This is a genomic window from Heterorhizobium halophytocola (assembly GCF_017873095.1).
Lineage (GTDB): Bacteria > Pseudomonadota > Alphaproteobacteria > Rhizobiales > Rhizobiaceae > Allorhizobium > Allorhizobium halophytocola.
Genome location: NZ_JAGGJU010000006.1, coordinates 1 through 26,287, shown reverse-complemented (window position 1 = coordinate 26,287; position 26,287 = coordinate 1). Strand labels below are relative to the sequence as shown.

Sequence of the window (26,287 nt, the reverse complement as noted above, 5' to 3'; positions counted from 1 at the left end):
CGACGAAAAGCGCCGACTACCCCAGTCTGACCGCAACTTCCCGTTTGAGCACAGGCAATACTGCCTCCTCGAACCAGGCATTGCGTTTCAGCCAGCCCGTGTTGCGCCAGCTCGGATGCGGCAAAGGCAGAACCCGAGGCTGGATATCGTTGGCCAGGAAGCTTTCCCGCCATTGCCGCACGGTCTCGGTCATCGTCTTGTGCCGACGACTGCCCAGATGCCAGCGCTGCGCATGCTGGCCGATCGCCAGAACCAGTTCGATCTGCGGCATCGCCGAAAGCACCCGCGCGCGCCAGAGCGGCGCGCATTCGCGCCGCGGCGGAAGGTCGTGGCCGTCAGTATCATAGCCCGGAAAGCAGAAGCCCATCGGCACAATGGCGAAATTGTCCGGCGCATAGAAGGCTTCACGATCCACGCCGAGCCAGCTGCGCAAGCGGTCGCCGGAAGCGTCGTTGAACGGCAGGCCGCTCTCATGCACCCGGAGGCCCGGCGCTTGGCCGGCTATTAAGATTTTAGCCCTGGCGGACACCACGCAAACCGGGCGCGGCTCGTGCGGCAGGCGCCTGATTTCGCCGCCGGCCGGATCGTCGCGGCACGTCCGACAGCGCGCAATCGCCTGCCGCAACTCGTCGACATCCCCCATAAAGTCATGTTCCCCATAGGCTTAGATGAAACTGCTAATGCGCGGACGACAATCGCTATCCGGACAAAAAGGCGAGCTTTGGATCTTTTTGCCCAAATCACCAACAAATCCTTTCTTGAAAGCAACTTCTTAACACCCTGCCGACTACACTGACCGGGAAACGGCCAACCATTGCCAGCGATGACCCACGAAACGAGTTCCTCAACAGACAAGAATGTTGTCGACCTGACCCGCAAGCACCGCAACAAGGCGGTGTCGCGAACCGTGCGCTCGACACGCGAGCGACTGCAGTCGACCCATTCGGGGGGACCGGCGCTGAGCTGCGACGTGCTGAAAGCCTACATACAATCCGTCCTGCACAGCGCCGCGATCATTCCCTTTCTGGCTCTTCTGGTCGGCGGCATCGGCACCTATGTCAGCGCCTCCCCGACGCTGGCGATCTGGACCCTGTTCACCCTGTCGATCCATGCGCTGAACGTCCTGCTGGCGCGCAAGGCGGCGCGCAGCGAGATTACCCCGCTGACCCTCGGTCGCTGGACCCGGACCCTGATCCTCAGCCAGTGCGCCATGGGCGTCTGCTGGGCGATGTTCTCCTTCCAGAGCTGCGACACCTGCAGCGGCGACACCTTCACCTTCTACAAGGGCGCCGTGCTGCTCGTCGTGCTGTCGGTCACGGCGATGTCCAACATCCTGCTGCGCCGCGCGGTGCTGTTCGCCTTCATCCCGACGGTGATGGCGCTTGTCAGCCTGTCTCTGATCACCCGCGACCCGCTGCAGATCGGCATCACCGCGATGTTCACCACGGCGATGATCTTCTTCATCTACGTGACCGATCGCCTCTACCAGAACAGCCTGTCGCTCACCTCGTTCCAGAGCGAGAAGGACGACCTGATCGCCGAGCTCGAAGTGGCGAAATCCATGTCCGACGAGGCGCGCCGCCGGGCCGAGGAGGCCAATATGGCGAAGTCCCGCTTCCTGGCTTCGATGTCGCACGAACTGCGCACGCCGCTGAACGCCATTCTCGGGTTTTCCGAAGTCATGGCCAACGAGGTTCTGGGGCCGCTCAACAACGCGCTCTACAAGGAATATTCCGGCGACATCCACCGTTCGGGCCAGCATCTTCTGAATCTGATCAACGAGATTCTCGACCTCTCGCGCATCGAGGCCGGCAAATACGAACTCAACGAGAGTGCGATCAGCCTGCTGGAACTGGCCGAGGACTGCCTCGGCATGGTCCAGCTGCGGGCGCGCGCCAAGAACATCTCCATCGGCCATCAGTTCGAGCCGCATCTGCCACAGGTCTGGGCCGACGAGAAGGCCGTGCGCCAGGTGGTGCTGAACCTGCTCTCCAATGCGGTGAAATTCACCCCCCAGGGCGGGGAGATCATGCTGAAGGTCGGCTGGACCGCCGGTGGCGGCCAGTATGTCGCCATTCGCGACAATGGCCCCGGCATTCCGGAAGAGGAGATTCCGGTCGTCTTGTCAGCCTTCGGTCAGGGCTCGATCGCGATCAAGAGCGCCGAACAGGGCACCGGTCTCGGCCTGCCGATCGTGCAGGCCATCCTGTCCAAGCATGGCGGCGAGTTCAAGCTGAAGTCGAAGCTGCGCGACGGCACAGAAGTCATCGCCATCCTGCCGTCCAGCCGCGTCCTGCAGAGCCTGCCGGCGATCAGCGAGACCCCCGCGGTCACCCCCCGCAAGCGCCAGTTCGCCTGAGCATCCCGGTCCGATCCGGCAGACCACCGGGCGCGGTCAGAAGAACAATCCGCCGATCACCACATAGAGCGCAAAAAGCCCGTTCGACACCAGCATGCAGAACACGGCGAAGGATCCGAGATCCTTGGCGTTGCGGCCGACCGTGGAAATCTCGGGCGAGATGCGGTCGACCAGCTCCTCGATCGCCGTGTTCAGTGCCTCTACGGCAAACAGGATCGCCATCAGCACGACGAAGCCGATGAACTGGAGGAAGGTCGCGCCGACAAGCGCAAACACGACAAGCCCGGCTGCAAACGCGATCAGCTCGTGGCGGAACGCCGCCTCGCCGAGCAGCCGGCGAAAGCCCTGGGACGAATAGCGGGCGGCGGCGAACAGGTGGTCGAGCCCGACCTTCTTCTCGAATACCGGCTCGGCCTTGACCGTCTCTTCCGCCTCGACAGACATCTTCCCGGGATCAGTGCGCATCGGTCTTGTTCGCAACGCCGGCCATTTCAAAGGTCGCCATGCCGGAATGGCAGGCCGCGGCAGCCTTGACGATACCGGCAGCAAGCGCCGCACCGGTGCCTTCGCCAAGACGCATGCCGAGTGCCAGCAGCGGCGTCTTGCCCAGCCTCTCTATCGCCTTCAGGTGGCCGGGCTCTGCCGAAACATGACCGATCAGGCAATGGTCGAGCGCGGACGGATTGATCGCCTTCAGGATGGCACCGGCAGCCGTCGAAACATAGCCGTCGAGCAGAACCGGCACGCGCTGCATGCGCGCGGCCAGGATGGCGCCGGCCATGGCGGCGATCTCCCGTCCGCCGAGACGGCGCAGCACCTCCAGCGGATCCGACAGATGTTCCCGGTGGAATTCGACGGCACGCTTCACCGCATCGATCTTGCGGGCCAGCACTGCGCCTTCCGAGCCCGTGCCCGGTCCCACCCAGTCCTCGGCCTCGCCGCCGTAAAGCGCAAGATTGATGGCGGCCGCAATCGTCGTGTTGCCGATCCCCATCTCGCCGATCGCCAGCAGATCGGTGCCGCCGGCCACGGCCTCCATGCCGAAGGCCATGGTCGCCGCGCAGTCGCGTTCCGACAGTGCCGGCTCGGTGGTGATGTCACCGGTCGGATAATCCAGCGCCAGGTCGAAGATCTTCAGGCCGAGGTCGTAGGTGACGCAGATCTGGTTGATTGCCGCACCGCCGGCTGCAAAATTGTCGATCATCTGCTTGGTGACGGACGGCGGAAATGGCGTCACGCCGTGCCGGGTCACTCCATGATTGCCGGCGAAGATCGCCACCAGCGGACGGTTGACCGCCGGTGCACGGCCGCTCCAGGCGGCAAGCCACATGGCGATTTCCTCCAGCCGGCCGAGCGCCCCCGGCGGCTTTGTCAGCTGGCGGTCCCGGTCACGCGCGGTCACGAGGCTTGCGGTCTCCGGGCCGGGAAGGTCCTTCAAAAGCGCGCGGAAATCGTCGAAGGGCAGGCCGGTGACACTCATGTGCAATGCTTTCTTGTCTTCTCGGTTCGTTTGATGCTTTGTGCCTGTCATAATCAGCCGACCGCGTGGCGACAACACGAAAAGCGACATGCAAGGGTCTGCCAGAGGAGAGTTTTCGAGCCCCATGGATCTTGACGGGTATTTTCGCGACACCGGCCGTGCGCTGGCCTTCCTCACCCGCCTGCCGGTGCCAGCCGTAGCATTCGAAGGCCGACCGAGCAGCCTGTCGCAACAATCGGCGACATTCCCGGTGGCCGGCGCCATCGCCGCCCTGCCCTCGGCCCTGCTTTTCGGCCTGCTTCTTGGCGCCGGCTGCAACGGGCTGCTGACGGCCCTGCTCGCCGTCGTGCTGCAGATCGCCATCAGCGGCGCCCTGCATGAAGACGGACTTGCCGACTGCGCCGATGGCCTGGGCGGAGGCGGGGACCGCGAGCAGCGCCTCTCGATCATGAAGGACAGCCGCGTCGGCACCTATGGCGTCATCGCGCTCATCGTCTCGATCGGGTTGCGCGTCGCAGCGCTTGCCGCGATCGGCACAGTCCTTACGGCCTTTGCCACCGCTCTAGTGCTGCCGGTCGTGGCCGCGCTCAGCCGTGCCGCCATGGTCTGGCATTGGCATGCGCTGGCATCCGCAAGGCCGCCAGGCGCCGGCGTTGCAGCCGGCGCCGGCGTGCCCGACAAGGATGCCACACTGGCGGCCGTGGCCGTTGCCGCCCTGATGGCGGTCGCATCCATGGTGCTGGCCCTGCCCTTTCACGGCCTGATCGTTGCGATCCTCGCCACTGTTGCCGCGACGTTCGCCTTCACCTCACGGGTCCGTTCGCTGCTCGACGGGCACACCGGCGACACGATCGGCGGCTGCCAGCAGGTCGCCGAGGTCGCGGCCCTCGCATGCCTTGCCCTCGTCGTCTGAAATCCCAATATTAAGATGGACATGAACGAAGGCCGGCAGGCGCTGTTACGGCGCAATGGAGGTCTCGATGACGGAAGGCCCTATGGAATCACCCTGTATCCTTGTCTGCGCCATGGACGACGACAAGACCGGCTACTGTTTCGGCTGCGGGCGCACGCGCGACGAGATCGCGCAATGGATCGCCTATAGCGACGCCGAGCGCCGATCGATCATGCAGGCCCTGCCCGCCCGCCTCGAAACCATCGAGCGCAAACCTCGCCGTGAAACCCGGCGCAGGCGTCTGGCCCGTGGGAAGGATAACGTCCTTGAGGGATAGATTCCTGATCCTGGTCTTTGCCATTCTCGGCATCGGCCTTGCGATATTGCTCTACAACAACGAGAGCGGCCAGAGCTTCGGCATAGCCAATGACCGGTTTGGCAGCATGGTGGCGCTCGCCCCCTTCGCAGCCCTGCTGTCGATCGGCGTGCTGCGCAGCGGCAGGCTTCTGCCGACCCGCCTGCTGCAGCTCCTGGTCTGGGTCTGCGTGGTCGTCGTGCTCGTGGCTGGCTATGGCTATCGCGACCAGTTGCAGGATGTCGGCAACCGGGTCATGGGCGAACTGATACCCGGACGGATGGAAGTCGCCCGCAGCGGCAATGGCGGCCAGTCCGTCATCCTGCGCAAGCGTCTCGGTGGACATTACAAGGCCGAGGTGACCGTCGGCCCCGCCACCCTGCCGATGCTGCTCGACACCGGCGCCACCTCGATTGCACTGACTTATGGGGATGCGATCCGCGCCGGCATCGATCCCGACAGCCTGTCGTTCACCCGCACGATCTACACCGCCAACGGCCGGGCGCTCGCAGCCCCGATCCGCCTGCCGAGCGTCGCCCTCGGCCCGATCGTGCGCCACGACGTCACAGCGGTCGTGACCGAAGAGGGCCAGTTGCAGGAAAGCCTGCTTGGAATGAGTTTCCTCGAAACGCTGAGCGCGGTGGAAATGCGCGCCGATCGTGTCACCCTCAAGGATTGACGGCGAACGCCGCGGCCGGCGTGGCGGATGTCAGGCCGGAATGCGCTTCTGGCTAGCCTGGATCTGCACCAGCGTGTCGAGGTTCTGGTTGACGCGGCAATAGAATTCCTCGTCGATGAAGGGGCGCAGCATGAAATCGTTGCCGCCGACCTTGAGGAATTTCGCCGACAGCAGGCGACTGGTCGACGAACTGACGCCGATGATGCGCAATTCGTGCGAGCCCCGGGCGCCGCGAATGCGCCGGGTCAGTTCGAAACCGTCGATATCCGGCATGTTGTAGTCGGTGACGACCAGGCCGATATCCGGGCTCGATTTCAGGATCTGCAGCGCCTTGGCGCCATCTTCGGCGCTGCTGACGCGGAAATTGTAGCGCTTCAACCGGCTGGTCAGCAGCGTGCGTGCGGTGATGCTGTCGTCGACGATCAGGACATGATGGCGATGATTGGTGAGAAAACGATAGATTGCCTCGGCCAGCATGTCGACGGCGAAGATATTGTCCTTCAGCACGTAGTCGACAATGTCCTTCTTCAGCAGTCGATCGCGCGCCGCCTCGCTCAGCGTGCCGGTAAAGACGATGGTCGGCACGTTGCAATCGACCAGATATTCAAGCGCCTCGCCATTGTCGGCGCCCGGCAGATTGATGTTGGAGACAGCCAGCGTGATCGGCTCATCGGCCATTTCGTTGGCGACCTGCAGATCTTCGAAGGTCCGGCATATCTCGACTTCGAGTTCGAACAATTCCTTCAGACGCGTCGAGATCATCGACGTGAATACATTGGAATCCTCGGCCACGATGATCCGGGCGTTGGGAAATTTTTCGCCGGAATACTGCACACCGGAAACGCCGAGCTCTGCCATGATATACCTTTACTGAAAACAGTTTCAATCAGCTGAGCATACGGCGAACCGCTTAGAGAAGCGTTAAACACTAAATCCATAGATAAAATAACAAAATCGCATCTAGTCTTCGCAGGGAAACCGCGGCGATATGCCCGGGAACGCCGGCACCGTGCCGACACGCCCCGCAAGACTGCGCCTGTCCCTGATCGGCACAGAAAGACGGAAATAAAGCGCCCCGCCTCTCAAGACTTCTCGCTGTCGCCGTTCATGTCGCCGTCGATCCCGTCGTCCTCGTCCGGCAGGGCGCCGGTCTCGAACAGTCCGCGCTGCTCCGGCGTTGCCGACGAGCGACGCGGCGCCTGCTGCATGGCGGCAGCCGTGGCGGCCGCCGTATCCGCATCCGCCGCGCGCTGTCCCTGCACGAAGAAGTTGACGTCGCGTTGCGGGAACGGGATCGAGATCCCCTCCGCCTTGAACCGCTGGAAGATCGCAACGCGCACGCCGTTCTTGACGCCCAGGCTGTCGAGGATATCTGGCACGAAGACGCAGAGCTGGAAGTCGAGCGACGAATCGCCGAAGCCGAGGAAGATGACGAAGGGCTCGGGATTGGACAGCACGCCTTCCTGCTCGCGGCCGACTTCGCCGAGAATGCGGATGACCTCGTTGGGATCGGCGTCATAGGACACGCCGATCGGCACGTCGATACGCGCCAGCCGGTTCCGGTGGGTCCAGTTGCCGACCGAGGCGTTGATCAGTTCGGAATTCGGCACGATGATCGACTGGCGCTGGAAGGTCTCGATTTCGGTCGCCCGCACCGAGATCCGCCGGACGAACCCCTCGGTCGCCCCGGTGGCGACCCAGTCGCCCACCTTGAACGGCCGCTCGGCCAGCAGGATCAGCCCGGAGACGAAATTCTGCACGATGTTCTGCAGGCCGAAACCGATACCCAGCGACAGTGCACCGGCAACCAGCGCCAGGCTCGAAAGATCGATGCCGGCCGCCGAGATGCCGATCAGGCCGGCGATCGCCGTGCCGATATAGCCGGCCACCGTGCGCACCGAATTGCGCACACCGGTATCGACCTGCGAGCGGGCCATGACATTGCCGTCCAGCCAGTTCTGCAGCCAGCGGGTGGCGAGCAGCCCGAGCGCGAACAGCAGGACCCCGGTCAGGATGCCGACCAGCGAGATATGGATGCTGCCGATCGAGATCTCGGTGAAGATGCGATAGATCAGCGACTGCAGGTCCTCGCGCCGGAACCCCCATGACAGCAGGATCAGCGGTAGGCCGATGAACACGACGAAGACATAGATCAGCAGACCGACGGCGATGCCCGTCTGGTCGAGCGCCACGTCGGAGAGCGAAAACCGGCGCTGCAACGCCTTGCCGACCAGGGTCTCGCCGAACCGGTCGGCCGCCGAAATCGCGCGGCCGGAGAGAAAGCCGATATACATCGTCGTCAGCACGCCGCCGGTCGCGATGATCTGGCCGGCGAGAAAACGCGCAAGACCGACATAGCCGATCGCCGCCGTCAGCACGAGAATGGCGCCGATCACCCGCATCAGGATCGCCAGCGTCCGCGGCCATGCCACCCCCTTGGCTTCCGGATCACCATCGGCCGGCAGCACCGGCTTCATGAACGAGGTGAAGAACATGATCAGTCCGACCAGGACGGACGAGAGAAAGCTCTTCATCACGGTCAGCACCAGCGGCGAACTGAGCGCCTCGGTCAGGGCTGCGACGACGAAATCGAGACCGATCAGCACGACCATCAGCATGATCGAGATCCGCACGTTCTTCGCACCGCGATTGGAGAGCCTGACCAGCCGCCAATGCGGCCTGTTGGGGGCGAGCACGGCGCTGGACAGCAGCCAGATGAACACGACCAGTCCGACGAAGCTGAAGCAGGAGGCGGCAATCGGTGCGATCTGAGCGGTCAGCACGCCGAAGGTCTTCAGGAAGAAATAGCTGGCAACGAGAAAGGCGCCCAGCGCCAGCGTCGGCATGATCGTCGACCAGAAAGCAATCGAGATGCGGCTCAGATAGCTCGGATCGTCCTTGCGCGGTGCGCGGCGCAGCACCGAGCCGAACAGCCAGTACTCGGCAAAATGCAGCAGAAGCGCCGTTGCCAGGGACAGCATGAGGGCGATGAACAGCGGCACCTTCTTGGAAACCCAGACGCCTTTGGCCCAATCCGAAATCAGCTTCTCGCCGCGAACGAAATCGGACGATACCGAGCTCAGCGCCTGGTTTGCGAAGTTCGTCGAGATGTCGGTATGCTCCAGCAGGCGGGCGGTAAACAGCTGCCGGCGAACCGCCATGATCGAATTGGAGAGATCCGTGCCCTGTGTCGCCAAGTCCTGTGCCTGGCCGCTGACCGCGTTCAGCTGGGCCTTTTCGTCGTTGAGCTTGGAACGCTCCTGCGCCACCTCCGGCGCCTCTGCAGGCTCGCCGTCCTTGGGCGGTTCGCCCAGTTCGCCCAGCCGCTTGCTGACCTGATCCAGCCGGGGTTTGAGATCGGCGGTGATCTGCTGCAGGTCCTGAACCGTATCATCAACCTTCGCCTTGATGCTGGTCAGTGTGGCGTCGTCTTCCTCGTCTGTATCGATCTGCTTGCGCAGCGCTGCCAGTTGCGCCTTGTCCTTTTCGAGCTGGCTGCTCGCCTGGCTCAGCACATTGTTTTGCGTCATTGGCTGGGCCGATGCGCCGGGCAACACCATTGCGCCCACCAGCAGGGCAAGCAGAAGAGTGATCAAGGACAAGGGTGAGCGGCGAAGCATTGCTGGCAAGACGTTTCCTGACATCTGATCTCGAAAGCCTTAGTCGGTCGCTGCGAAAAGCCCGACGGAATTTCGTTTTCTGTTGTGACGCATGCGCGTCCCGGTCCTGTTGTGACGCATGCGCGTCCCGGATGCGGCCTGCCCGTACGGCTGCCGTCCTTGCCGCAGCCTATGGACAAGGAAGGCGGCGGCATGGTGGCATCAAACGATCTGCCGATCACGCGCCCGGCTGCAACGCCCATCGGGAATCGCCGCAGGATATCCCCTCGTTTCGCCTCTGGCGCTTCTCCGCGTCAATCGCCTGCGATGCGTTTGCCTTGGCTGTCCTCGTGAAAAACCACCTCGAAGCCCTCGAATTGCGGCCCGCCGAGATAGTTGACCTTGCTCTGCCCGGCATTGGCATGCGCAGCCCGAAACTGTTCCGATCGGGTCCAGTCGAGGAAATGCGCTTCGCTTTGCCAGACGGCGTGCGAGGCATAGAGCGTGTGGTCATCCTTGGCCGGTCCCTTCAGCAGATGGAACTCGATATAGCCGGGCACTTCGGCAAGCCGCCCCTGGCGCTCGCGCCAGACCGTCTCGAAGGCCTCCTCGGAACCTGGAACCACGCGAAACCGGTTCATCGCAATGAACATCGTCATTCTCCCTTGTTTCAACCCGACCGACATTCAGAGCCGGTTTCGGGATCGTGATCCGACGATAGCCGATATCTTGGCGATCGCCGCGCAAGATCAAGCCCCCCGCGATCCTGCGCCGAACCGGGTTATCCACAGCAATCCACAGGAACATTTCCTATCGGAATTATGTCGAGCGCGAACAGTCAGCGAACAAAGCAAGAATTCGGCCTTGAACACAGCTCTTATACTATCCGAGCGCCGACCCGCGGATCATGCCGGCAAGCACCTTTGCGGCCTTGTCGGAGACCGGAACGGCGCGGCGCTTGTCCAGATCGAAGACGATCGCCACGCAGCGCATGACGGCGACCAGATGGCCATCCACGGCATCGACGACGAGCGACTCGATCTCCTGGGTTTTCGATCCATACCCCGTCAGCACACCCGACAGCCGAAACGCCCGACCGACGCGCGGCCAGCGGACAATGTCGATCCGGGTCTCCAGCATGGCGCCACCGGGACGGGCCGGCACCGGGTCCGCATGGTCGATGACCGCCCCGCGATAGGGCCGCATAAGCCCACCCATGCTATCGGCAAGCCTTGCGATCGGTTCCTCCGCCCGCATCAAGCCGTTTTCATCGACGCTGTCCTCCATCCATGCCCCGGCACCGACGATGCGCAAAGCGCCGCTGTCGGGCTTCACCGTCTCGCCCGGCAGCGGTTCGATGCCGAAGCTTCGCGGCTGCAGCGTGTTATCCGGCGCGACGGACAAGGTGTCGGCCTTCGACAGGACGGCAGTGTCCAGCGGCTGGAGGATCCCGCTCTCCAGATCCTGTGCACGGGTCCGCAGCACGAAGGCTGCGAAGCGCTGCGGCTCGTCGGGATCGCAAAGCGCGGCCTGCAGCAGCAGACCGTCCTGGTCGCAGGCGATAACGCCCATGTAAAGGGCCAGCGGTTGGGCCACATGAACCTCGGTCAGGAAACGGGCATGGATCTGCACCGCCCGCAGCGCCTGCCCCTGATGTCCGGGATGCCGTGTGAAGCCGAGGTGATTGGCAAAGGCCTGAAGCCCCTCGGCCAGCCGCTTGATGTAGAACCGGGTGTTGAGATGGCCCATGTGGTCGCATTCCCACTGGCTCGCCGTTCCCTGCCACACGAGCGTCATTGCACCCGCATGCTCGCCAGATCGACCCGTCATCCCCGCACCTCGACACCTGTTTCCGCCCGGCAATGAAGCGCGTTTGGCGCAGCCTTGCAAGGCCGGCGATGGCCGAGGTAGCGACCGTCAAGACGCGACGAAACCGCGTGCAATGATCTCATGCACGCAGTCAAATCACTGAACTAAGTCTTTGAAATAATGGTGGGTGATGTAGGGCTCGAACCTACGACCCGCTGATTAAGAGTCAGCTGCTCTACCAACTGAGCTAATCACCCGTAGCCACCTTCCGGCGGCGTGAGGGGGCATATAAAGGGCATCTCGAACCTTGTCCAGCGCCTTGCCGAAAAAATGTTGCGCCACGGTGAAAAAACTTCCGCGGCGGTCCTGCCGAAGGTCAGAGATCCAGCGTGCCCGACGCCACTTTCAGCGCCCTGCCGCCGATGCGGGCGCGGGCGATCTCGCCGTCCTTGCTGTCGATATGCAGGTGAATATAGGAGGGGCGGCCCATCTCGACGCCCTGCTCGACGACGACCGGATGATGCCCATCCGGCAAGCCGTCGAAATGCTGGATCGCACCGGACAGGGCTGCGACCGCCGATCCCGTTGCCGGATCCTCGCTGATGCCCATGCCGACGGCGAACATCCGCGCGTGGAATCTGGCGCTGTGATTGACCCCGCCGCGACAATACACATAGGCCGAGACGAGCCCGCCATCGGCAAAGGGCGCGACCTTCTCCCAGAGCACCGGATCATATTCGACGCTTTCCACCGCATGGACATTGTGGAGCGGGACAACAACGAACGGAACGCCGGCCGTCCAGACCGACGGCACGTGGTTTTCAAAGCCGATATCGGTGATCTTCAGCGACAGCGCATCGGCCAGCCCCTGACGGTCGAGCGTATGGTCAAGCCGCTGCGGCACCCGGGGCAGATCGAATTCGGCAAAGCCAACCTGTCCCCGACGCAATCGCACCGCGCAGCGCACCGGTCCGACATTCTGCTCGAGCACGGAAACCAGATCGAGATCGCCGTCATCGGTGCCATATTGCCGTTCGGCCAGCGCGATTGCCGTTCCGACGGTCGGATGCCCGGCAAAGGGCAGTTCGCGCCCGGGCGTGAAGATTCGCAGCCTGGCGCTATGGGCGGGATTTTTGGCCGGCAGCACGAACACCGTCTCCGACAGGTTGAGTTCGCGGGCGATGGCCTGCATCGCCGCCTCGTCCAGCCCGTCGCAATCATGGATCACGGCAAGCGGATTTCCCGCCAGCCGGCGTTCGGTAAAGACGTCGTAGATCGAGTATTCACGCGCCACGCCTGCCTCCAAAGCGACCGCAAGGCCTCCGGTCGTCGAATATCAACCCCTTTTACTTCTCCAGAGAATTCGGCCCGGTCAACCCCTGCCGGCGAAAAACCATCGCAGCAGCGGCGGCATGGCCACGTTGTAGTGATGCGCGTCCGGATCGGCCGAGCGGATCGCCACGGCACCGGATATCTCTTGGTCGGCGGCGTTCAGCCGGTGATCTTCGATGGCGGCCAACAGGTCGTCGGCCGACGCCTCGAAGCGGAAAATCCGGTAGATCGCAAGGGTACGGCCGGCATGCGAGGCCAGCAGACGGCCATCGTCTTCGGCAGCCGCAAGGTCGAGGCCGGTCTCCTCCCGTACTTCCCGCACCATATTGCCGAGGAGATCGCAGCGCCCGTTCACCACATCACTCGCGTCGAGCGAGCCCGCAGCGCAGTAGACCTGACCGGCATTGGCCGTGTGATCGGCCATCCGGATCGCGATGATCGCGCCGTCGCCGGACACGACCACCGGCAGGCCGAAGAGGTGAAAGCCGGTGGCGGGCGCGCTTCGACGCCACCAGAGGAAGGTCGAGTAAGGCACGAGGTGGCCCGTGGCCCGGACGCCGGCCGCGTCCACCACAAGCTCGCGCTGCAGCATCACCTGGCCGTCGAACATCGCCGGCTTTTGTGCCTTTTCGCGCAGCCAGTTACCCGCAGCCTTCGCCTTCTGCGCCTCATGGAAAGGGTGCTCGCCTGGGTCCACCCTGAGATCGACCGAGGCGATTTCGAAGACCGTGTTTTGCGCAGCCAAACGAGAGAAAGGGGTCATCTGATCCATAAAACAAGGTCCTGAAAGGGGCTGTCGGCGTCGCGCCGCGAGCGCAACCTGGATGCAGGCGGCAAACCGTGGCAAGGCCGATGGAAATGCGGCGGTTCGGCGGGCGGGGTATCATAGATTTTCTGCCATGCCATGACAGCGGAAAATATCCGCCCCATGCCGCACCGCAACCCTTGAGATATTACCTGACAGAAAAGCAACCATCTGTCACAATGCCAACATGCATGGCATCTAGATTTACCGTCCGGACTGGCCGGAAGGAGAAGCAGCATGATCAAGAATTATCATGTTCTGAAAGGTGTTGCGTCCGGACTGGAGCTCGACGACGACGACAGCCCGCATATCGAGATCCGCATCGAGGCCGATGGCGTCAGCTATCGAATAGCGGTCAACGCGCGCTCCACGGTGCCACCGCATGATCTGCTGTTTGCCCATGTCGTGGGTTTCGAGGCGCCCATCCTGGCGGGCCTTGCCGGTCTGCCCATGGGACTGACGGACCTGCGTGGCGACCATCCGGAGCTTGCCATCGACTATGTCCGCGGCGGCCTGATCGAGCGCGACGACCTGCAGGTGGCGCCGTTTCAGCTCTCGGGCCCGCGCAACGACCTGCGCGAATTCATCGAACCGCTTATCGAGGATTCGCTCGACGACGACACCATGCATTTCTATGCCTTCGGCGAGCGCTGGGGGCCCGAAGCGGACAAGAAGGATGCCTATTTCGATTTCCTGCCGGGAAACGGCATCCACGACATCCACATGAATCAGGGCTCGGAAGGCAGCTTTGCCAGCGACAACGGCCCCAATCAGGACGGCGCCCTGCTGATCCACGATACCGTCAGCAACGACTGGATCGCCATCTTCCTCGCCTTCCAGACGCAGAACTGGAACACCGATGCGGCCACCGGCCATCCGCTGTCCGGGGCGCAGGCCGGCCAGGGCCGTGGCGAGGGAACACGCAGGCCCCAGCCCGTCCTCGCCTCGTCGGTCCGCATCCTCGCCGCTCTGATCAACCCGATCAACGAGCCCGACGGCAGCGAGCGCGAAAGCGTCACGGTGATCAACCGCTCCGACATGGATGTCGATCTGGACGGCTGGCAGCTTGCCGACGCCGCCGATCGCCGCCAGGGGCTTTCCGGCAGGCTTGCAGCGGGTGACATCCTGACCGTCATGCTGGCCGGCGGCGAAGGGCTGCCGCAACTGCGCAACAAGGGCGGCGACATCCTGCTCTATGCGCCGAGCGGGCTTGTGGCCGACCGGGTATCCTATGGCCGGAGCGAAACCGCCAACGAAGGCTGGACGACGCTGTTCTGAGCCGCGGCAAGGAAAAGGCCCCTCGCCTGCCCGTGCTGGGACGGCGCGGGCGGCGCAACGCACGCGTTTGTCCCTGTCTGCCCTCTACGACAGTCGCCAGCCATGGCGTATCGCAAGCGACAAACGCTCACCGACCGACAAGGACGTCCGGCAGTAGAATGCGACCTCCGCGCCCGCGTCGAGCCTGGCGCGGGCGCTGTAGCGCTCGCCTTCGAAGACGATCGACGTGACGCGGGCATCGAGCCCCCCGCCAGCCACCTCGACATCCTGTGGCCGCACCAGCACGTCGACATGACAGACGGCGTCATCCGTGCGCGCCAGCGCGCGCCCGATCCGTTCGCCGTCATAATCGCGCGCAGGATAGCCGTCATCGGCAAGCGCGAGGATGACGCCCTGCCCGATCAGCCCGCCGACCAGCCGTCCGTTCGGCCGCGCATAAAGTTCGGCCGGCTGCGCCATCTGCAGCAACCGTCCCTGCGACATCACCGCGACATCGGTAGCCAGCACCATGGCCTCTGCCTGGTCATGGGTCACATAGATCATGGTTGCGCCCGAGCGCTGGTGAAAACTGCGGAAGGTCTCTTCCATCTCCTGACGCAGGTGCCGGTCGAGATTGGCCAGCGGCTCGTCGAGCAGCACGACGTCGGGCTGCATCACCAGGCAGCGCGCCAGCGCGACCCGCTGGCGTTGGCCACCGGAAAGGTCTGCAGGGCGACGTTCGGCATAGGGCAGAAGATGGACGCTCTGCAGCGCATCCACCACCCGTCGCCTGTGCTCCTCGCCCGAAATGCCGCGCACCTTCAGCGGATAGCCGACATTCTGCGCGACGCTCATATGCGGCCAGAGCGCATAGGACTGGAACACCATCGCCATATTGCGCCGTTCGGGCGGCACCACGCCGACTGCGTCCGACAGCAGCCGGTCGCCGAGCCGGATCTGCCCGCCCGTCGGCGTCTCGAAGCCGGCGATCATCCGAAGCAGCGTGGTCTTGCCGCAGCCGGACGGGCCGAGCAGCGCCAGAAAGCCGCCTTCCCCCAGGTCGAGAGAGAAATCGACCACGGCCGGCCGTGCATCGCCGAACTGTTTTGAGACCCCGTCCAGACTCAGTTTCGCCACGGCAGAACTCCTCTCGGCAGGCGTGCCGCCAGGCATTCCAGGAGCAGCATCAGAACGACCACCATGCCCACCACCAGCACCGACAGGGCGGACGCCAGGTTGTAGGAGCCACTGTCGTCGAGATTGAAGATCGCCACGCCCAGCGTCTGCGTGCCCGCAGACCAGAGCAGGGCCGACACGGTCAGCTCGTTGCAGGCAATAAGGAAGACCAGGATGACCGAGGCACCGGCAGCCGGCGCCAGCAGCGGTAAGACGATGTCGCGCATGCGGCGGGCGAACCCGGCGCCGCTCAGCCTTGCCGCTTCTTCGAGCGACGGGTCGAGCTGGCGCAAGGCGCTGGCCACCGGCTTCAGGCTGACGGCAAAGAAGGACGAGAAATAGGCGATGACGATGATCCAGATCGTACCGTAGAGACGAATGCCGACGACCGGCAGGGGCGCTGCGAGCAGGAGAATATAGGCGACTGCCACGACGATGCCCGGCAAGGCATAGGGGATCTCGATTGCAGCCGCGAGAAGTGTCCGCCATCGCCCGCCCATCCGCTCCAGCGTATAGGCGGCAAGCACGGTGACGACCAGCAGGCCGAGGGCGCTGACGGTTGCCAGAAACAGCGAATTGGCAAAGGCGGTCCGGGTCACCGCCTGTCGCAGCAATATCTCGCCATAGGCGGCGAAGGTGACCGTCTTCAGGCTGAGCACCACGCCATAGGCCGGCACGAGCGAGGCCGCGACGAGCGCCAGCAAGGGTGCGAACAGCATGCCGATCAGGCCGAACCACAAGGCCGCCTCGATCGGCCGGCGCAGCCGCCCGAGCGGAAAGGCGGCCACCTGACCGCTAAGCGCGATGATCCGGTAGTCGCGGCCTTTCAGCGCCCTCTCCTGTACCACCAGCCCTGCCATGGCGATGACGGCGATCAGGCCGGACAGCATGGCGATATCGCCGAAGGTGCCTGTGCCGAAGCTGGCAAACCGGCTGTAGATCAAGGTCGGCAGCGTCAGGATCGAGGCCGGCAGTCCGAGGATCGCCGCGATGCCGAAATTGCCGATGCCGGACACGAAGGCGATCGCCGCCCCGGCGATCAGCCCGGGTGTCGACAGCGGCAACACGATGTCGCGCAGTACCTGGCCCGGAGACGCTCCGGACATCCGCGCCGCATCGACCGCGTCGCGCGGCAGCGCCATCAGCCCAGCGCGCAGCGTCAGGAACACCAGCGGCGCATGCTGCATGCCAAGCAGCAGCGCGATGCCGCCGATCGAATAGAGCGGCTGCGGGCTCCCCAGTGGCGGGGCAAGGCCCAACGCCTTCAATAGCGGGCTCGACGGGCCACTCATGCTCACCCAGGAGAGAGCCGTGACCTGCGGCGGGATCATCGTCGGCAGCATCAGGCAAAAGCTGATCAGGCCCTTGCCGCGCATATCGGTGAGGGTGAGTGCCAGCGCGTAGATGCCGCCGATTGCCACTGACAGCATCATTCCGATCGTCGCCGTCGAGAGAGAATTGATTAGCGCGTGCCAGGTGCCGGGCTCTGCAAACAGCGCCCATGCGCCGCCGCGCACCGCCGAGACGGCGCCGACGGTTGCAAGCCGCAAAAGCGGCAGGACGCAGATCACGCCGACGACGGTCAGTACGAAAGGCAACAGCCAGGCAGGCTGGCTGTTTCCGGATGTCTGTCGAGATGCCATGTCAGTCCTGGGCGCCATTCCGACGAAAGCGGCAGGCACTTTCGCCGGAATGGCGTAACAACGGAGGGGATAGGGCTACGCAGGCGAAACTGTTTTATCGCCTGAAATGCCCTAATTGGTGCCGAAGATCGTCGAGAAGGTCTTGAGGTCCGCATCGCCGTTCTTCACCGCCTTGGCGGCATCGATCGGCAGCACCTTGAAGCTGTCGCGGGCCGGGAAACCGGCCGGCATCGGCATGCCGTCGCGCGCCGGGATATAGCCCAGATCGACAAAGCCCTGCTGTCCCTTTTCGGACAGCACGTAATCGACGAATTTCTGCGCCGCCTGCGCATGGCGGGTGCCCTTGAGGATCGCGACCGGTTCGGTCACTGCCGTCACGCCCTCTTTCGGGAAGACGAATTCGACCGGTGCACCCTTGGCCTTTTCGCGGATCGGCATGTAGTCGACGACGACACCATAGGCCTTTTCACCGGACGCCACGGCCTTCAGCACGCCGCCATTGCCGCCGCTTGCGGTGGCGCCGTTTTCCTTCAGCTTCCTGTAGTAGTCCCAGCCGAAGCCATCGACGCCGGTCAGCGTCTGGGCATGGATCAGTGCGGCGCCGGAGGTCAGCGGGCTCGGCATCGCCACCAGGCCCTTGGCCTCGGGCTTGACCAGGTCCATCCAGCTCTCAGGTGTCATCGAGGCCTGCGTGTTGTACATGATGCCGGTGGTGATCAGCTTGGTCGAATAATAATAGCCGTCGGCGTCATAGAGCGACGCATCGTAATGGCTGGCTTCCGGCGACGTGTAGGCCATCAGGTCGCCCGCCTGCTTCATCCGCTCGAGCGTGACGGTGTCGGCGATCAGCAGCACGTCGGCTGCGGGATTGCCCGCCTCGATCTCCGCCATCAGCCTGGCCATCAGCTTTGTGGTGCCGTCGCGGACCCAGTCGACCTGGATGTCGGGATAGGCCGCCATGAACCCGTCCACCGTTGCCTGGGCATCCTCGTTGGGCTGGCTGGTATAGAGGGTAAGATCGGCGGCCCCGGCGCCGCCCACCATGCCGGCGAGCGAAACCGTCGTCATCAGCATCAGGAGCACGTTTCTCATCAGTCGTCCTTTCGGTTGCGCGATGAGGCTCCTTAGGCCGCGGTCATAACACGTATGTGACACCCGCGGTCCCCCGTTGTAGAGACGCGGGCGGGGCGACAGGCCTGCGGCCCGCTCGGCCGCGATGTTCGCGACATTCCGACGGGGGGAGACTTCGGTGCCAGCAGTGCAGGTGGTCTGGCTCAAGCAGGGCTGCGCGGGCGGGCATGCGCGCGTTGCCGGGTGCTGGCGGTCGATGCCGTCACATTGGTGACACATCGGGCGCGAGCGACTTTTTCGCCGGCCATTATCGTCACATTTGCGCAACCGTGCTCGGCACGCGACAGCGCGCCCGCTGTTGCAGGACGATAAGTATAAAGCCAGTATATCTCAGTAGATATGCGGATAGCAGAAAAGGGCGAAGACCCGGATTGCGGGGTCCGGGTCTTCTATAATGGTTTGGCAGGCTGAAGGGCGGACTTACGACGCTAACCAAACCACTATTCTCCATCGGCGGCGGACCGATGGAACACCTCTTTCGAGGTGCAAACTGGCGTTACCGCGCCAGCTTGTCCTTGCAATCCAACGTCTTGGCAAAGAACGGCACGTGACAGCGAAGGTCGCCGCCGCCGTGGCTGTCACCGCCCCGGACAAAGGTCAGGAAGCGGTTGTTTTCGCGACCGGAACCCTTGCCGGCAGAGCCGGACGACGAGCTGGCCGACGAAGCCGAAGACGAGGAAGAAGAGGATGACGAAGAGGAGGAGGAGGCAGACGACGACGCCGAGGAAGACGCGGACGAAGAGGCCGATGCAGAGGAAGAAGATGAGGAATGTGAAGAGGATGAGGACTTGGAACCGCCGCAGCCATGGCTGCTGGAACTATGGCCGCCCGAGCGTCCCCCGCCCCCATGGCCGCCGTGACCACCGCGGTCACCGCCTCTTGCGAAGGCGTCCGGAGCCGACGCCGCCAGCAAAGTCGCTCCAAGAACAGCGACGACAATATCCATCTTCTTCACGTGTATCCCCTCGAAATCAAATTGGTTAACAACCAGTTAATGTGGGGATATTCTTAGTTACCGTGGGCCAAAGTCTTCAATAAACCAAAGATCACGTTAGCTAGTTAGCATACAACCAAATGGCGAAAATCAGTATTCCTGCACTATTCCGGCCACAAACGCGCCATATTGCCGTATCGTAAATTAGGCAAAACTAGGCCTTAAGCTTCCAATCCGTGCGGAATCGGACTCGAATGCGGCAAAACGGGCGCAGTATTACGGAATTGTAATTCGGAAGATTTTTACGCGGTCATTTTGGGGCAGAACCGTGTCACGCCCTGCGAATTGGCGACAACTGGGCGTGAATAAGGCGCACACGTATCATATTGAGACATATCACCAAATTAGCCGAAATTTGCGCCAGACATCACGTTTTCACCATGAAACCTTGGCGTGTTCTCGCCTGTGGATATCCACCTGCAGACGCGGGCCAAAACGCCCTGTTTCGGCCGCCTGAAACCAAATGTCGCAGCCGCGCGCTGATTCAAGCCCTCGAAGATCGTTTTCTGCCGACACTTTTCGACCCCATCCTCGCCCGAGCCGGCGGCATCGAGGGCCAATGCTGGACGGGCGGCATGCCGAATTGCCGCGATGGACCGCGTTCCGGTCTCCCTGGTTCGCAAGCGTCGGGAAGGCCCGTCCGGTTGACGGCCCCTCCCCTGTTCCCGATTCCTGCCGATCGAAGCCGACGGCCCTCAGGCAGCCAGCGGCAGGGCGTTGGCGACCAGACGGCCGAGCCTTGCGATCCCTTCTCCGATCACAGCCTCATCGGCGCAGGAGAACGACAGCCGGATGGTGTTGGCGCCGGACCTGTCGGCGAAGAAGGCCTGCCCCGGCACGAAAGCCACGCGCTCGGTCTCGATCGAGCGCACCAGCAGGGCCGCGCCGTCGATCCCCTCGGGCAGCGTCACCCAGACGAACATGCCGCCCTGCGGCGTCCCCCATGTGGCACCGGGCGGCATGTGGCGCGCCAGGGCGCCAAGCATGGCATCGCGACGGCTGCGATAGGCGTTGCGGATCGTGTCGACCTGCGCCTCGAAATGGCGCGTCGCCACATGCTCGATCGCCATCTGGTTCAGGCTTGGCGAATGCAGGTCGGCCGCCTGCTTCATCAGCACCAGCTTGGCGATGACCGGGGTTGCGGCAACGACGAAACCGACCCGCAGGCCTGGCGCCAGCGTCTTTGAAAAACTGCCGCAATAAATCGTGCGCGCCTGCTCGATCGATCCCTTGGCGGCGATCTCCAGTGCCAGGATCGGCGGCACCGGTTCTCCGTCATAGCGCAGTGCCTGATAGGCGGCGTCCTCGATGACGGCGATATCCAGTTCTTCGGCCAGCGCCAGAACCTGTTCACGCCCCTCCCGGCCGATCGTCTCGCCGGTCGGATTGGCGAAATCGGCCGACAGATAGGCAAATTTCACCGCCCCGCCCTTGGCCGTCGCCCCCTCGCGGTAGCTCTCCGGCGTGCGGTTGCCGGCCGGGATCAGCTGGTCGTAATGCGGCTCATAGGCGTTGAAGGCCTGCAGCGCGCCCAGATAGGTCGGCCAGCCCACCAGTGCCGTGTCACCGGGCGACAGCATCAGCTTGCCGAGATAATCCAGCGCCTGCTGCGAGCCCGAGGTGATGAACACGTTGTCGACGGTACAGGCAATGCCGATCTTTTCCATCTCGCCCGCCAGCCATTCGCGCAGCGGCAGATAGCCCTCGCTCACCGAATACTGCAGGGAGGCCTGCGCATCACTGCCGGCGAAGATGTCCGCCATCGCGGCCTCGAAGGCCTCCCGCGGAAACAGTGCCGGATCGGGAATGCCGCCGGCGAAGGAAATGATGTCCGGTCGGTCGAGCAGCTTCAGCAGCTCGCGGATTTCCGATGCGCGCATCCGGGTGGAGCGCGATGCAAAGACCTGTTCCCAATTCAGCATGGGGGGTTTCCTCAGAGGTTGTTATCCGAGGAGTTCACCATGAGGACCGAAATAAGTCAACAACACTGACCTATAATGCAACGCAACAAATTCACCGGATCAGCCGAGGTCGAAGCGCAGCTGCGGCGAGCCCGGCTTGACGACGGGATCGGCCGGCTGCGCGCCCTGCCCGAGGGCACCCGCCACCAGCGTGCGCACCGTCCACAGCACGACATCGCGCGCTTCCCGCTGCTTCAGCCCGCAAGCGTCCTTCAGCGTCACCAGCGTCTCGATCCCGCAGGTCAGGCCGAGCGCCATCACAAGTCGGCGAAAGTCCCGCTTGCCCAGCGCGTCTTCGACCGGCGCCAGGGCCTGCGCCAGCCATTCGGCCCGGCGGTCGCCCTTCGTCGCGCCATCCGGCTGGCCGATACTGGCAGCCAGCAGAGCCCGGAACACCACCTCGTCCGCCTCCAGCATGGTCATCACCTTCGTCACCAGATCGCTCACCCGGTCCGCGGGGTCTTCCCCAGGCCTGGCGGGCGCTATCGAGATCTCTGCCCGCGGCCTTTCCTCGACGAGCGTCCGCAGCAGGTCTTCGGCCGTCGAGAAATATCGGTAGGCGGTCGCCCGCGAGATGCCCGCATGGTCGGCCACGTCCGCAACCGACGGCAGACTGCCCTTGCCGACCAGGTCTTCGGCCGAACGCAGCAGTTCGCGCCGTGTCCGCTTCTTTTGGTTGATCCGCTCGAAACTCTTTGAATGTTCGCCCATATCGCCCCACAAACGAGATGTATTTCTCATTAAAAGAATGCTTGCCCTTGACGAGAACTATCTCAACTCAGGCGCCGCCATTCAAGCAAGCCGGTCGCATCATCCCCAATTCCTGCGGGATGATCCGGCAGCCATCGGCCCGCATCGCCGGCCTTGCATGAAAAAGAGGCCGGAGCGTCTGCCCCGGCCTCTGGCCGTCTCATCCCTGCAACGCGCCTGCGCGCGCCGGGCGATCAGTTCTTGGTCTTATCGACCAGCTTGTTCTTGCCGATCCAGGGCATCATGCCGCGCAGCTTCTCGCCGACTTCCTCGATCTGGTGGCTGTCGTTCATGCGACGGATGCCCTTGAAGCGGGCGCCGCCGGCACGGTATTCCTGCATCCAGTCCGAGGTGAACTTGCCGGTCTGGATGTCGGTCAGCACGCGCTTCATCTCGGCCTTGGTTTCCGCCGTGATGATCCGCGGACCGGAAACATATTCGCCCCACTCGGCCGTGTTGGAGATCGAGTAGTTCATGTTGGCGATGCCGCCTTCATAGATCAGGTCGACGATCAGCTTCACTTCGTGCAGGCATTCGAAATAGGCCATTTCCGGCGCATAGCCGGCTTCGGTCAGGGTTTCGAAACCGGCGCGGATCAGCTCGACCAGGCCGCCGCAGAGAACGACCTGCTCGCCGAACAGGTCGGTTTCGCATTCCTCGCGGAAATTGGTCTCGATGATGCCCGAACGACCGCCGCCGACGCCGCAGGCATAGGAGAGTGCCAGCTCAAGCGCATTGCCGGAAGCATTGTGATGCACGGCCACCAGGCACGGCACGCCGCCGCCCTTCTGGTATTCGCCGCGCACGGTATGGCCCGGGCCCTTCGGCGCGATCATGACGACGTCGAGTGTGTCCTTCGGCTCGATCAGGCCGAAATGGACGTTGAGGCCGTGGGCAAAGGCGATGGCTGCGCCATCCTTGATGTTGCCGGCGATCTCGTCGCGGTAGATGTCGGCCTGCAACTCGTCCGGCGTTGCCATCATCAGCAGGTCGGCCCAGGCGGCAGCCTCGGCAACCGTCATCACCTTGAAGCCGTCGGCCTCGGCCTTCTTCGCCGTCGCCGAACCGGCACGCAGCGCGATCGCCACGTTCTGGGCGCCGCTGTCCTTCAGGTTCAGCGCGTGGGCGCGGCCCTGGCTGCCATAGCCGACGATGACGACCTTCTTGGATTTGATCAGATTGAGGTCTGCATCACGATCATAATAAACGCGCATGGTCTTCCTTCCCTATAGATGTCCGTTGTGAAGTTTATCAGTCTCGCCCGCACCCGTCCGGTCGACGGAATGCGATGCGCTCAGCGCCTTTTCGGTGCCGTAGAGAGTGATGAAATAGCCGACGGCGCGGTGCGCCCGTGCGGCAAAATCGCCCGTGGCGGACTTTTCGCCCAGCAGCAGCCGCACATGCAGGTCCTGCACGGTCAGCCCGTAGAGTGTGCGATAGGCTTCCTCGCCATCGGAAAAACGCAAGAGCCCGTCGCGCTGTCCGGCATCGATCAGCCCGCGCGCGCGCCGGTCGATCTGGCGACGGCCGCGTTCCAGCAGCAGGATGCCGATCTTGGAGCCGTCGCGGCTGAGCTGGCCGATCGCCAGCCGGTTGAGGGCGACGGAGACGTCGCCCGCCAGCACGTCCAGCAGGTCGTGGGCGAAAATTTCGAGATGCTCGATCAGCGTTGCGGCCGTCAGGCGTTCGCCCGGCCGCTCGACGGTCCGCACCTTGCTTGCCTGGAACGAGATCATCGCCGACAGCAGGCCGTCGCGATCGCCGAACCATTTATAGAGGCTTTCCTTCGAGCAGTTGGCGGCCCGCGCCAGTCCGGCCGTGGTCAGCGCCTTGTCGCCACCTTCCACCAGAAGCCGCAAGGCCTCGCCCAGCACGGCACTCTGCCGGGGCGTGAACTCTGCATGTCTGGTTGCGTCGGTGATCAAATGTCGGACTCCATTCAGTACCGTACCGTACGGTTCCGCAATTCAATAGGCCGCTCCGCTTTCGCCGTCAAGCGTCAAAATGCGGGGAACAGCAGATGAAACCGTCCGTCGACAGGTCGAATGAAGGCTGGGAATGACCGGATTCGTTGTCGTGCGAAATTAATTTCGAAGATCACATTTATATGATCCGACGAAATATCCGGCTGATTTTGCTGCAGAAAATCCGTGAGGCACCACCTTCAAGTCGAACCGATCGGTTCGATGGATGAAACCTATCCCTTGTCTGGCGCATTTCCCCGCCACACATCGAGTGCATCGAACCGCTGAGTTCGATCATTCAGACGCAACAGGATCCGGACCATGAGCCACCAAGGCCCCGCCACCCGGATCGGAATTTGAGACACAGGAAGGATACCACCATGAAGACCATTCTCGCAACCGCCGCCGTTCTCGCCGCCCTTGGCACATCCGCTGCCTTTGCCGGCCCGATCCAGTCCGGCGCGACGCTGTCGCAAGCCCCGATCGGCTCGACCGTGTTCAACGAGTATTTCGCCAACGGCAAGCAGGTTCACGAAGTCTACAAGGTCAACAGCGACCGCACCCTCGACCTCGTCACCCGCACCGCAAACGATCACTAATCCCGCTGAAACTTTCCCGGGGTGACCATCGTCTACCCCAGGGCACAGCAACGATCACCCAACAGGAGACAAGATCATGAAAACCGTTCTCGCATCCATCGCCGTTCTCGCCGCTCTCGGCACCTCCGCTGCCTTTGCCGGCCCGATCCAGTCCGGCGCCACGCTGTCGGAAGCGCCGATCGGCTCGACCGTGTTCAACGAATACTTCGCCAACGGCAAGCAGGTTCACGAAGTCTACAAGGTCAACAGCGACCGCACCCTCGACCTCGTCACCCGCACGTCCAACACACACTAAAGCCTGACGGCTGCCCGGGTCTGGCCCGGGCGCCGCCGACGCCCCAATGAGACGCATAACCCCGTCCATGGCTGCCCCGCCCCATCGACAAGACAGCCGGGACCCCAAAGGAAGAAGGATACACATCATGAAAACCGTTCTCGCAACCGCCGCCGTTCTCGCAGCCCTTGGTACCTCTGCCGCGTTCGCCGGCCCGATCTCCTCCGGCGCCATGCTGTCGGAAGCCCCGATCGGCTCGACCGTGTTCAACGAATACTTCGCCAACGGCAAGCAGGTCCACGAGGTCTACAAGGTCAATTCGGACCGCACCCTCGACCTCGTCAGCCGCACGGCCAACAACCACTAAATCTGCATGTTTGACGGCCGCCCGGGCCTGCCCGGGTGCCGCCGACAGACAGATCCTCCCGAGACGCATACCCGTCCACGGCTGCCCCCGCCCCATTAACAAGACAGCCGGGACCCCAAAGGAAGAAGGATACACACCATGAAAACCGTTCTCGCCACCGCCGCCGTTCTCGCAGCCCTTGGTACCTCTGCCGCGTTCGCCGGCCCGATCTCCTCCGGCGCCATGCTGTCGGAAGCCCCGATCGGCTCGACCGTGTTCAACGAATACTTCGCCAACGGCAAGCAGGTCCACGAGGTCTACAAGGTCAACAGCGACCGCACCCTCGACCTCGTCAGCCGCACGGCCAACAACCACTAACAAGACCAGGTCCCCCCACGCACCCGGCATCCCTGCCCCTGGGTGCGTCACGAAGGCCCCGAAGCGAAAGCCTCGGGGTCTTCGCGTCCGTGGAGTGGTCGCTCCCTGCCCTTGCGGTCTGCATGGATCCACGCCTGTCACCAATCGTTTCACCCGTCCCGCCATAACCACCCCACACTGTGCCCACCCCCTCCAGCTTTCCTGCGCTCCGCTGCGGGCCTGGCCGGCTGCCGGACACCGCGGAACCGGCGCTCGAACCGGATTTCGTTGTTCACAATAATCAATCTCTTCGTTCACAGTTATATGAATGAAACAGTCAAGCCATTGGTATTGCGTGACATTTCTCGTGAGGCAGGTACACAACATCGAACCATTCGGTTCGATTTGCAAAAATACCCCTTGCAAACCGCGTCGAACAGGACCAGATACAGCTCATCGAACCAAGCAGTTCGATATAGAAAATAACAAACACCCCGCGCAGGGCCGGAGCCCTCCCAAGATATC

The 26,287-nt window shown here is 63.3% G+C and carries 27 protein-coding genes and 1 tRNA gene; 10 read left to right on the top strand and 18 right to left on the bottom strand.

Annotation, left to right across the window (positions count from 1 at the left end):
* Positions 1 to 16: 16 nt before the first annotated feature.
* Complete coding sequence (locus J2Z17_RS11790) at positions 17 to 643, bottom strand: uracil-DNA glycosylase family protein (RefSeq protein ID WP_209945192.1); 627 nt, start codon at positions 641 to 643, stop codon at positions 17 to 19.
* Between the two features lie 180 nt (positions 644 to 823).
* Here J2Z17_RS11790 and J2Z17_RS11785 point away from each other — a divergent pair, with 180 nt between their 5' ends.
* Positions 824 to 2,359, top strand: coding sequence for a sensor histidine kinase (locus tag J2Z17_RS11785; RefSeq protein ID WP_209945190.1), 1,536 nt, complete (start codon positions 824 to 826; stop codon positions 2,357 to 2,359).
* Positions 2,360 to 2,395: 36 nt separating this feature from the next.
* Here the strand turns inward: J2Z17_RS11785 and J2Z17_RS11780 are convergent, their stop codons facing one another.
* Both J2Z17_RS11780 and cobT read right to left on the bottom strand, forming a co-directional pair.
* Positions 2,396 to 2,803 (bottom strand): diacylglycerol kinase, encoded by a 408-nt coding sequence (locus J2Z17_RS11780; protein WP_209945188.1) that lies wholly within the window; start codon positions 2,801 to 2,803, stop codon positions 2,396 to 2,398.
* A 10-nt stretch (positions 2,804 to 2,813) separates the two neighbouring features.
* Complete coding sequence (cobT, locus tag J2Z17_RS11775) at positions 2,814 to 3,839, bottom strand: nicotinate-nucleotide--dimethylbenzimidazole phosphoribosyltransferase (RefSeq protein ID WP_209945186.1); 1,026 nt, start codon at positions 3,837 to 3,839, stop codon at positions 2,814 to 2,816.
* A 124-nt stretch (positions 3,840 to 3,963) separates the two neighbouring features.
* Here cobT and J2Z17_RS11770 point away from each other — a divergent pair, with 124 nt between their 5' ends.
* From J2Z17_RS11770 to J2Z17_RS11760, 3 genes are all read left to right on the top strand, one after another.
* Positions 3,964 to 4,752: an adenosylcobinamide-GDP ribazoletransferase gene (locus tag J2Z17_RS11770; RefSeq protein ID WP_209945184.1), complete on the top strand. Its 789-nt coding sequence runs from the start codon at positions 3,964 to 3,966 to the stop codon at positions 4,750 to 4,752.
* 82 nt (positions 4,753 to 4,834) lie between these two features.
* Positions 4,835 to 5,068, top strand: coding sequence for a DUF1289 domain-containing protein (locus J2Z17_RS11765; protein ID WP_209945182.1), 234 nt, complete (start codon positions 4,835 to 4,837; stop codon positions 5,066 to 5,068).
* Positions 5,058 to 5,765, top strand: a complete 708-nt coding sequence (locus tag J2Z17_RS11760) for a retropepsin-like aspartic protease family protein (RefSeq protein ID WP_209945179.1) — start codon at positions 5,058 to 5,060, stop codon at positions 5,763 to 5,765. The genes J2Z17_RS11765 and J2Z17_RS11760 overlap by 11 nt, the downstream gene beginning before the upstream one ends.
* A gap of 30 nt (positions 5,766 to 5,795) precedes the next feature.
* Here J2Z17_RS11760 and J2Z17_RS11755 read toward each other — a convergent pair whose 3' ends face one another.
* From J2Z17_RS11755 to J2Z17_RS11725, 7 genes are all read right to left on the bottom strand, one after another.
* Entirely contained in the window at positions 5,796 to 6,623 is an 828-nt protein-coding gene (locus J2Z17_RS11755) for a response regulator (protein ID WP_209945177.1), read from the bottom strand.
* A 224-nt stretch (positions 6,624 to 6,847) separates the two neighbouring features.
* Entirely contained in the window at positions 6,848 to 9,295 is a 2,448-nt protein-coding gene (locus J2Z17_RS11750; RefSeq protein WP_209945175.1) for a mechanosensitive ion channel domain-containing protein, read from the bottom strand.
* Between the two features lie 383 nt (positions 9,296 to 9,678).
* Positions 9,679 to 10,017, bottom strand: a complete 339-nt coding sequence (hmuQ, locus tag J2Z17_RS11745; RefSeq protein ID WP_209945173.1) for a heme-degrading protein HmuQ — start codon at positions 10,015 to 10,017, stop codon at positions 9,679 to 9,681.
* Positions 10,018 to 10,246: 229 nt separating this feature from the next.
* Positions 10,247 to 11,194 carry an acyl-ACP thioesterase gene (locus tag J2Z17_RS11740; protein ID WP_209945171.1) on the bottom strand — a complete coding sequence of 316 codons (948 nt, stop codon included), beginning with the start codon at positions 11,192 to 11,194 and terminating at the stop codon, positions 10,247 to 10,249.
* Between the two features lie 160 nt (positions 11,195 to 11,354).
* A tRNA-Lys gene (locus tag J2Z17_RS11735) sits at positions 11,355 to 11,430 on the bottom strand.
* A 119-nt stretch (positions 11,431 to 11,549) separates the two neighbouring features.
* Positions 11,550 to 12,467 carry a PhzF family phenazine biosynthesis protein gene (locus J2Z17_RS11730; protein ID WP_209945169.1) on the bottom strand — a complete coding sequence of 306 codons (918 nt, stop codon included), beginning with the start codon at positions 12,465 to 12,467 and terminating at the stop codon, positions 11,550 to 11,552.
* A 78-nt stretch (positions 12,468 to 12,545) separates the two neighbouring features.
* Positions 12,546 to 13,277 carry an NUDIX hydrolase gene (locus J2Z17_RS11725; protein WP_209945167.1) on the bottom strand — a complete coding sequence of 244 codons (732 nt, stop codon included), beginning with the start codon at positions 13,275 to 13,277 and terminating at the stop codon, positions 12,546 to 12,548.
* A gap of 270 nt (positions 13,278 to 13,547) precedes the next feature.
* Between J2Z17_RS11725 and J2Z17_RS11720 the strand changes: the two genes are divergently transcribed.
* On the top strand, positions 13,548 to 14,588 hold the full coding sequence (locus J2Z17_RS11720; RefSeq protein ID WP_209945164.1) for a DUF2278 family protein: 1,041 nt from the start codon (positions 13,548 to 13,550) through the stop codon (positions 14,586 to 14,588).
* Positions 14,589 to 14,672: 84 nt separating this feature from the next.
* Here J2Z17_RS11720 and J2Z17_RS11715 read toward each other — a convergent pair whose 3' ends face one another.
* The 3 genes from J2Z17_RS11715 to J2Z17_RS11705 all read right to left on the bottom strand — a co-directional run bounded on the left by J2Z17_RS11715 (position 14,673) and on the right by J2Z17_RS11705 (position 18,457).
* Entirely contained in the window at positions 14,673 to 15,704 is a 1,032-nt protein-coding gene (locus tag J2Z17_RS11715) for an ABC transporter ATP-binding protein (protein ID WP_209945162.1), read from the bottom strand.
* On the bottom strand, positions 15,692 to 17,386 hold the full coding sequence (locus J2Z17_RS11710) for an ABC transporter permease (protein ID WP_209945160.1): 1,695 nt from the start codon (positions 17,384 to 17,386) through the stop codon (positions 15,692 to 15,694). Before J2Z17_RS11710 ends, J2Z17_RS11715 begins: the two co-directional genes overlap by 13 nt.
* A gap of 111 nt (positions 17,387 to 17,497) precedes the next feature.
* The gene (locus J2Z17_RS11705; RefSeq protein WP_377300085.1) at positions 17,498 to 18,457 is read right to left on the bottom strand and encodes an ABC transporter substrate-binding protein; all 960 of its coding nucleotides are present in this window, start codon (positions 18,455 to 18,457) and stop codon (positions 17,498 to 17,500) included.
* A gap of 689 nt (positions 18,458 to 19,146) precedes the next feature.
* On the opposite strand from J2Z17_RS11705, the gene J2Z17_RS11700 reads away from it, so the two are divergent.
* Complete coding sequence (locus tag J2Z17_RS11700; RefSeq protein WP_209945156.1) at positions 19,147 to 19,377, top strand: hypothetical protein; 231 nt, start codon at positions 19,147 to 19,149, stop codon at positions 19,375 to 19,377.
* 829 nt (positions 19,378 to 20,206) lie between these two features.
* Here the strand turns inward: J2Z17_RS11700 and J2Z17_RS11695 are convergent.
* The 4 genes from J2Z17_RS11695 to J2Z17_RS11680 all read right to left on the bottom strand — a co-directional run bounded on the left by J2Z17_RS11695 (position 20,207) and on the right by J2Z17_RS11680 (position 24,147).
* Positions 20,207 to 21,433 carry an aminotransferase-like domain-containing protein gene (locus J2Z17_RS11695; protein WP_209945154.1) on the bottom strand — a complete coding sequence of 409 codons (1,227 nt, stop codon included), beginning with the start codon at positions 21,431 to 21,433 and terminating at the stop codon, positions 20,207 to 20,209.
* Between the two features lie 99 nt (positions 21,434 to 21,532).
* Positions 21,533 to 22,213 carry a TetR/AcrR family transcriptional regulator gene (locus tag J2Z17_RS11690; RefSeq protein WP_209945152.1) on the bottom strand — a complete coding sequence of 227 codons (681 nt, stop codon included), beginning with the start codon at positions 22,211 to 22,213 and terminating at the stop codon, positions 21,533 to 21,535.
* Between the two features lie 203 nt (positions 22,214 to 22,416).
* Complete coding sequence (gene ilvC / locus J2Z17_RS11685) at positions 22,417 to 23,436, bottom strand: ketol-acid reductoisomerase (protein WP_209945150.1); 1,020 nt, start codon at positions 23,434 to 23,436, stop codon at positions 22,417 to 22,419.
* A 12-nt stretch (positions 23,437 to 23,448) separates the two neighbouring features.
* A complete protein-coding gene (locus tag J2Z17_RS11680; RefSeq protein ID WP_209945148.1) occupies positions 23,449 to 24,147 on the bottom strand; it encodes a TetR/AcrR family transcriptional regulator in 699 nt (232 codons plus the stop codon).
* 419 nt (positions 24,148 to 24,566) lie between these two features.
* Here J2Z17_RS11680 and J2Z17_RS11675 point away from each other — a divergent pair, with 419 nt between their 5' ends.
* The 4 genes from J2Z17_RS11675 (at position 24,567) to J2Z17_RS11660 (ending at position 25,783) form a co-directional block, all read left to right on the top strand.
* Positions 24,567 to 24,785, top strand: a complete 219-nt coding sequence (locus J2Z17_RS11675) for a hypothetical protein (RefSeq protein WP_209945147.1) — start codon at positions 24,567 to 24,569, stop codon at positions 24,783 to 24,785.
* A 76-nt stretch (positions 24,786 to 24,861) separates the two neighbouring features.
* Positions 24,862 to 25,080 carry a hypothetical protein gene (locus tag J2Z17_RS11670; RefSeq protein ID WP_209945145.1) on the top strand — a complete coding sequence of 73 codons (219 nt, stop codon included), beginning with the start codon at positions 24,862 to 24,864 and terminating at the stop codon, positions 25,078 to 25,080.
* A gap of 127 nt (positions 25,081 to 25,207) precedes the next feature.
* Positions 25,208 to 25,426, top strand: coding sequence for a hypothetical protein (locus J2Z17_RS11665; RefSeq protein WP_209945143.1), 219 nt, complete (start codon positions 25,208 to 25,210; stop codon positions 25,424 to 25,426).
* 138 nt (positions 25,427 to 25,564) lie between these two features.
* Positions 25,565 to 25,783, top strand: a complete 219-nt coding sequence (locus tag J2Z17_RS11660) for a hypothetical protein (protein WP_209945143.1) — start codon at positions 25,565 to 25,567, stop codon at positions 25,781 to 25,783.
* A gap of 316 nt (positions 25,784 to 26,099) precedes the next feature.
* Here J2Z17_RS11660 and J2Z17_RS11655 read toward each other — a convergent pair.
* A partial coding sequence (locus tag J2Z17_RS11655; RefSeq protein ID WP_209945141.1) for a hypothetical protein occupies positions 26,100 to 26,287 on the bottom strand: 188 nt, incomplete at its 5' end.

Excerpts from the sequence above, each read along its gene's own strand:
- J2Z17_RS11790 (WP_209945192.1), bottom strand. The coding sequence starts at position 643 with ATGGGGGATGTCGACGAGTTGCGGCAGGCGATTGCGCGCTGTCGGACG.
- J2Z17_RS11785 (WP_209945190.1), top strand. The coding sequence starts at position 824 with ATGACCCACGAAACGAGTTCCTCAACAGACAAGAATGTTGTCGACCTG.
- J2Z17_RS11780 (WP_209945188.1), bottom strand. The coding sequence starts at position 2,803 with ATGTCTGTCGAGGCGGAAGAGACGGTCAAGGCCGAGCCGGTATTCGAG.
- cobT (WP_209945186.1), bottom strand. The coding sequence starts at position 3,839 with ATGAGTGTCACCGGCCTGCCCTTCGACGATTTCCGCGCGCTTTTGAAG.
- J2Z17_RS11770 (WP_209945184.1), top strand. The coding sequence starts at position 3,964 with ATGGATCTTGACGGGTATTTTCGCGACACCGGCCGTGCGCTGGCCTTC.
- J2Z17_RS11765 (WP_209945182.1), top strand. The coding sequence starts at position 4,835 with ATGGAATCACCCTGTATCCTTGTCTGCGCCATGGACGACGACAAGACC.
- J2Z17_RS11755 (WP_209945177.1), bottom strand. The coding sequence starts at position 6,623 with ATGGCAGAGCTCGGCGTTTCCGGTGTGCAGTATTCCGGCGAAAAATTT.
- J2Z17_RS11750 (WP_209945175.1), bottom strand. The coding sequence starts at position 9,295 with ATGACGCAAAACAATGTGCTGAGCCAGGCGAGCAGCCAGCTCGAAAAG.
- hmuQ (WP_209945173.1), bottom strand. The coding sequence starts at position 10,017 with ATGTTCATTGCGATGAACCGGTTTCGCGTGGTTCCAGGTTCCGAGGAG.
- J2Z17_RS11740 (WP_209945171.1), bottom strand. The coding sequence starts at position 11,194 with ATGACGGGTCGATCTGGCGAGCATGCGGGTGCAATGACGCTCGTGTGG.
- J2Z17_RS11725 (WP_209945167.1), bottom strand. The coding sequence starts at position 13,277 with ATGGATCAGATGACCCCTTTCTCTCGTTTGGCTGCGCAAAACACGGTC.
- J2Z17_RS11720 (WP_209945164.1), top strand. The coding sequence starts at position 13,548 with ATGATCAAGAATTATCATGTTCTGAAAGGTGTTGCGTCCGGACTGGAG.
- J2Z17_RS11710 (WP_209945160.1), bottom strand. The coding sequence starts at position 17,386 with ATGGCATCTCGACAGACATCCGGAAACAGCCAGCCTGCCTGGCTGTTG.
- J2Z17_RS11695 (WP_209945154.1), bottom strand. The coding sequence starts at position 21,433 with ATGCTGAATTGGGAACAGGTCTTTGCATCGCGCTCCACCCGGATGCGC.
- J2Z17_RS11690 (WP_209945152.1), bottom strand. The coding sequence starts at position 22,213 with ATGAGAAATACATCTCGTTTGTGGGGCGATATGGGCGAACATTCAAAG.
- ilvC (WP_209945150.1), bottom strand. The coding sequence starts at position 23,436 with ATGCGCGTTTATTATGATCGTGATGCAGACCTCAATCTGATCAAATCC.
- J2Z17_RS11675 (WP_209945147.1), top strand. The coding sequence starts at position 24,567 with ATGAAGACCATTCTCGCAACCGCCGCCGTTCTCGCCGCCCTTGGCACA.
- J2Z17_RS11670 (WP_209945145.1), top strand. The coding sequence starts at position 24,862 with ATGAAAACCGTTCTCGCATCCATCGCCGTTCTCGCCGCTCTCGGCACC.
- J2Z17_RS11665 (WP_209945143.1), top strand. The coding sequence starts at position 25,208 with ATGAAAACCGTTCTCGCAACCGCCGCCGTTCTCGCAGCCCTTGGTACC.
- J2Z17_RS11660 (WP_209945143.1), top strand. The coding sequence starts at position 25,565 with ATGAAAACCGTTCTCGCCACCGCCGCCGTTCTCGCAGCCCTTGGTACC.